This window comes from Sphingobium sp. D43FB (genome assembly GCF_002312805.1).
Taxonomy (GTDB): Bacteria; Pseudomonadota; Alphaproteobacteria; order Sphingomonadales; family Sphingomonadaceae; genus Sphingobium.
Genome location: NZ_NMUA01000079.1, coordinates 1 through 5,178, shown reverse-complemented (window position 1 = coordinate 5,178; position 5,178 = coordinate 1). Strand labels below are relative to the sequence as shown.

At 57.0% G+C, this 5,178-nt stretch carries 6 protein-coding genes; 1 reads left to right on the top strand and 5 read right to left on the bottom strand.

The genetic code is table 11. The annotated features are described in order from the left end of the window. Nucleotides 1–57: 57 nt before the first annotated feature. Nucleotides 58–453, top strand: coding sequence for a tyrosine-type recombinase/integrase (locus SxD43FB_RS22910; RefSeq protein ID WP_096064093.1), 396 nt, complete (start codon nucleotides 58–60; stop codon nucleotides 451–453). Between the two features lie 389 nt (nucleotides 454–842). Here the strand turns inward: SxD43FB_RS22910 and SxD43FB_RS22905 are convergent, their stop codons facing one another. From SxD43FB_RS22905 to SxD43FB_RS22885, 5 genes are all read right to left on the bottom strand, one after another. Then, entirely contained in the window at nucleotides 843–2,174 is a 1,332-nt protein-coding gene (locus tag SxD43FB_RS22905) for an oligosaccharide flippase family protein (protein ID WP_096064092.1), read from the bottom strand. Between the two features lie 22 nt (nucleotides 2,175–2,196). Continuing rightward, nucleotides 2,197–3,039 carry an FkbM family methyltransferase gene (locus SxD43FB_RS22900; RefSeq protein WP_141249619.1) on the bottom strand — a complete coding sequence of 281 codons (843 nt, stop codon included), beginning with the start codon at nucleotides 3,037–3,039 and terminating at the stop codon, nucleotides 2,197–2,199. Between the two features lie 361 nt (nucleotides 3,040–3,400). After that, the gene (locus SxD43FB_RS22895) at nucleotides 3,401–3,949 is read right to left on the bottom strand and encodes a hypothetical protein (RefSeq protein ID WP_255245876.1); all 549 of its coding nucleotides are present in this window, start codon (nucleotides 3,947–3,949) and stop codon (nucleotides 3,401–3,403) included. Nucleotides 3,950–4,125: 176 nt separating this feature from the next. Further along, nucleotides 4,126–4,425 carry a type II toxin-antitoxin system RelE/ParE family toxin gene (locus SxD43FB_RS22890; protein ID WP_255245875.1) on the bottom strand — a complete coding sequence of 100 codons (300 nt, stop codon included), beginning with the start codon at nucleotides 4,423–4,425 and terminating at the stop codon, nucleotides 4,126–4,128. Further along, complete coding sequence (locus SxD43FB_RS22885; protein ID WP_096064089.1) at nucleotides 4,409–4,654, bottom strand: type II toxin-antitoxin system ParD family antitoxin; 246 nt, start codon at nucleotides 4,652–4,654, stop codon at nucleotides 4,409–4,411. Before SxD43FB_RS22885 ends, SxD43FB_RS22890 begins: the two co-directional genes overlap by 17 nt. Nucleotides 4,655–5,178: the final 524 nt, after the last annotated feature.

Here is a 5,178-nt window from a genome sequence, read left to right as displayed (position 1 = left end):
ATCAGCGACAATCAGAGCGAAGAATCGCCCTTGCCAGCGACAATCTAACCCGGCACCATGAACCCGCCGCGACAATCTGTTCTCATCCTGATAGTCGCTGACCTCTCACCCAGATCGTCGCGCTATAGCAAGGGACGGAAGATCACCACCATGCCACTGCCGCATGATGTCGGCGCCGCGATTGCCGCCTATCTGCAGCACGGTCGTCCCCGTTCTGACCGTCGGAGGCTGTTCCTGCTCGCCGTTGCGCCATATTCCGGGTTCAAAGGGGCGGCCGGCATACAGACCGTCGCGCGCTCGGCGATGAGGCGTGCCGGCATCGTCGGCCCCGGTCGACGTGATTCGCACATCTTCCGGCACAGCCTCGCGACGGACCTGTTACGATCGGGCACCACCCTGACTGAGATCGGCCAGCTTCTGCGCCATGAACAGCAGGATAGGACCAGAATCTAAGCCAAGGTCGATCTCGACAGCCTCCGACCCCTCGGCCAGTCGTGGCTGGGAGGTGAGCAATGAGCGCGCTGCGTCAGGCGCTGACCTGCTATGTCCGCATGCGGCGCGGGTTCGGCTATCGCTAACAAAGCGAAGAGCGCTGTCTCGGCGATTTCGTCGCGTTCATGGACGCGACGCAGGCGACGGTCATCACGCGCGCGCTGGCCATGGCCTGGATTACCCAAGGTCAGCGCACCTCCTGGGCGTGGGTAGTTACGCAAAGACTATGAGCGCGGCCGACCAAGGAGAACATGAAACCCATCGCGCAGCTTTTTTGGGTACGCCCAGAATTTACGAAACCGGGTACGCTACATCCGACATGCCCTGGCGACCAAGGCGTCGCCCTTCATCTATGGGAGGAAATCGAGTGGCGAGCCCAGTTCCAGAAAACGGCGCAATAGCACCCAGCCCGCAAGAAGTGCTGAAAGGCCGACGGTGATTGCGACGTCCTGGCGTATAAATCCCAGCCGCAACCCCTTCACGATTATGAGCAACACACTATAGCGCGCTATTTCCGCAGTGGTCAGGGCAATTATAGTGCCAGGCAACCCATATAGGTGAAAGCCCACCGGCAAGCCCAGGATCAGAAACAGGATTCGGCAAAGGTTGGCGATGCTGACGGCCTGCGGCTTACTTCGTCCCAGTATGACGGCTTCATTAAAGGCTGCCAGGACGGCCACCCAGCTGCTGCTCAACAGCAGGAACAGCATCCAGCCCGCCGCCTGATACCGGCTGTCGTAAAACAGGGATACGACCCAGTCGGACCAGGCCATGAGTGTCGCAATGCCGATCGCCGCAAGCGACAGGAACTGGCGCCGCACTGGGGTCAGATGCGCGCGTGACGCTGTCCCGACCGTTTCCCGATCAGCTGCAACGACAGGAAAGATGACGAGGTAGCCAAGCCGATTGGACAGCGAAACAGGGAGGTCGGAGATAGCGCGCGCCAAGCCATAAATGCCCAGCAGCTGCAAACTCACCAGCCCGCCTAGATAGAAACGGTCACTGTAAGACGTTGCGTAGAGCGCAGCGGAGGATAATGCTATCCACTTTCCGAAACCCAATATCTCGCGTATGAACGCCTTATCCAGCAGAAGATGATGTCGCGGGTGGGGCAAGCAATAGCTGATGGCCGACCGTACCGCAACTGTAAGTAAAAGCCCAAGGACAGGCGCCCACACGGTAGGCATTGTGAGGGCCAATGTGATATTGATCAACAGGCCAAAGGTTTCGGCAATGAGTTCGAACAGGTTGCGGCCCTTGATATCCAACCGCCGTGCAACGCTGAACACCGACGTCGAGGCAAGCGCATTGAGCATCGGTGCCGCGGCGATTGTGGCCATAACCGCTAGACTGACCCCAAAAAGGCTCGCAAAAAACGGTGCCAGCGCGAAGCAGAGGAGAGAAATGGCACCGCCTCGGAGCAACTGAACAGTCCAGGCGGTATTGAGGAAACGCGGATCATCTCCGTGCGCGGACCGAATAACACTTTGCTCCAACCCCAGATCGCCTAGCAGCTCCGCTCCGATGCGAACGGTTTGGGCGATGACAATGACACCCAATATCGCCGGGGCCAGAAGATGTGACAGGGCCACGCTTGTGAGGAACCTGACGGCTATGGAACTGGCATAGATGCCTGTGGTCCACAAAAATCCGCGGGCTATCGTGGATCGCTGATCGTTCATGGCGGACAATTTTAAGCCCAAGTCAGCGTGGTACGCCGCTTTGGGTCAGCGTGCGGCTGATTGCGAACATGTTTTCACCGCGCTGCAGATATTCCCTGGGATGGGCGAGCAGGACTGACAAGATAGCGTGCGCGGTACCGCGCCCCGGGAACATCGAGTCATGGCTTTCGAACACAATGACAGGTGTCTGATCGACCCATTCCACATTGGATCGAAACAACTCCACCTCGAACCCCTCGATATCGACCTTGACGATAAAGGGTGCCGTACCGCTTTCCTGTCCGTACAGCTTGTCGATCGTCGTGGTAGCGATGCCGCCATTTTCGCTTTCCGTCGTTTCCCATGCCCAGGGTTCATCGACGGAATTTGTCAGTGCGACCTGGGCTTCCCGGTCGGAAATCGCGACTTGCAAGGGAATGATCTGATCATAGCCGCTGCAGTTACGCTCAAGAATAGCAAAATTATTGGGCTCAGGTTCAATCGCATAGATGCGTGCAGCTGGAAACCGGTTGGCGTACCAGACGCTCGCCAGACCGATGTTCGCGCCGCAATCGACGATTATGGGCCGCACGCCCCGTTCCAGCAATTGTGCGTAGAGGTCGTCCACCGCACGGGCATGCGCGGGAGAGGGAATATGATAATCTTCTTCCATGAAGATCTTCTGAAGGACGGGCCAGTCACTGCTGCCCATCCGATAATGAACTGGGCGCATCCACCCCTTGATCCGGAGCGGACGTGATCGCGGGAAAGATGTTCCTCTTTTGCCAACGAAATTGCCGACATGCGCCCGTACCGCGCCCAAGATGCCCAGCACACGAATGCTATCTGTCACAATGAGAGCCCGCCGCGCCAGTTTTGCTATCAAGAAAGCCTCCACATGACGAGGGGCCAAATCTTCTGCGCCGCCCTGGTTTGCCCGCAACCAATATTGTCTACCACTATCGAAAGCAAGGGAGCTTAGCCGGTCATATTCACCAGGCGCGATCTGGAGGGGCAACGGGCCTGTGAAGGCAACCGCATTGATGCCATGCAGCCCTGTTTCCCGAGGCGTGCCTCAGCACAAGGTCATGTTCTGCGTGTGACAGGGTGATCCTATCGCTCAACGAGCCCATCGGATGGCCGGCCTCATCCAACATGAACATAGGGCAGGATCGACAGGGCATGCGTTTGCCAAGCAACATGTGTAGCCCGGCATTTTGCTCATTCCCAACCTCTTGGCGTCATGTTCAGCGCAGGCTGTGTGTATCATTCACCTCTTCGGCATCCTGGGTCGCCTCATGAACTTCCTCGCGAATGATCTTCGTCGTGATATCGGCAAGGTGCATGGTCAGCGCGGCGCTCAGTTCTTCATATTCTGGCCAAAGCGTTTTCTGGACGAAACTGCCTGGCGCGCGGACAATCACGGTTTGATGATGCATGCGCCTGTAGCGGAAGGGCTTAATGCCATAGCGTCGGCACAGGGCTATGAAGAGCTGCCGCGACCAGGGATCAGGGATTGAGAATTTAAACTCCCTGGCCTCCTCCTGTTTGCGCGCATTCTCGAATTTTGCCCTGATCCGATCGGCCGCAGCGCCGGCAGCAGCTTTTTCACCGTCCGTCTTGGCTCCGGCATAAAGCGCTTCGATCTTCCGCAGTTTCTCGCGCAGTTGGTTCTCGGACATCAAGGCTCTCAATGGATTGTGGGTTTTTCCGTAGCGATGCTTTCGATCAACTGCCGACGGCCCCGGTCCGGGCAATCCATCATGACCCAAACGGACCCAAAAGCCATAAGACAAGCGGTATCTGACCCGATTGCATCGGATCGGGTGATCTAGACCTTTGTTTTGCCGCGTTTTCCCGAGTCAGCAGATGATTCTATCTGCTTAGAAAACGCTCTAGCACGGCTGCCCACCTGGTTCAGATAAGCGTTTTGCTGAGAATATTTTATCAATTGCTCCCACCTTACCCTCTCCTACAGGTGCCGAGTGGCGTCCATGCGCTGGTGCAAAACTCGCACAACAGCGATGCCATAATCTGTTTCTCGAAAATAAATAACGTGATGCTCGGCACTGCGCCGACGATATCCTAGCCGGATGTAGGCGCAACTCTGCCCCTGCTGAGGGGCCTCAGCCAAGTTGGTGCACATAGTTTTCAGGGCAAGTGTATAGCGGTTCGCCTGATCCTTGCCCCACTGCTTACTGGTATGTCTCCAAATTTCAGCCAGATCGCGCTCGGCTGCTGGGCTAAACCGATATTCAGGCATCAGCAGCATTCATGCGTTGCAAAAAGACATCGAAATCAAACGGCTGTGGCTCGCCACTCTGCTCACCTTCAATCAAAGCTTGGCGTATTGCCTCAACCTCAAAGCTACGCTCCTGCTCACGCCGGATAAGGTCACGGATCGCCTCGCTGTCATTGGTATATTGACCAGCGTCGATCTGGGAGGCGATCCACGCGTTCTGCTTCTCAGTAAGAGTGATTGTCTTACGCACCGTTCCCATGGCTCTGCCTCCAGCTATCAATAAGTCGATAATTCATACTATTGGTGCAAATTACTGCTCATTTGCGCACTTGGCAAGATTTACCGTTCCCGGCGCGGCTAACGTGCGACCCTGACACGTCCTGCAAACATCTCCTCATGGAGCGGCTGCAGCACAGCCACCGTTCCATTATCGCTACCCCGCATCTTCGCAGGCTCTAACACCCGGCTCCGGACGAGCTGATCTGCGATCCATCCCCGCGCCTGTGCAGCATCACGCCCCGCGCCTTCGGGATCGCCCTTGTTCAATCCTCTGGCGATCGCCTGAGCCACAAGATAATTGCCATGTGCCGTCCCTAGCTCTGGATCGCGGGCAACCGCGCGAGCTAGTCGAAGTCCGCTACGCATGGGGGGCTTAGCCCGGATTATTCGTGACGTTGTTCGCTTCGGCGGTCCGCGTTTTTCGGTGCCAGCCTGTATGTGATCAGGACGAGGGATTTCGCTGCGTCTATTTCACCGCGGATATTTGATAGGCTTGCGAGTTGG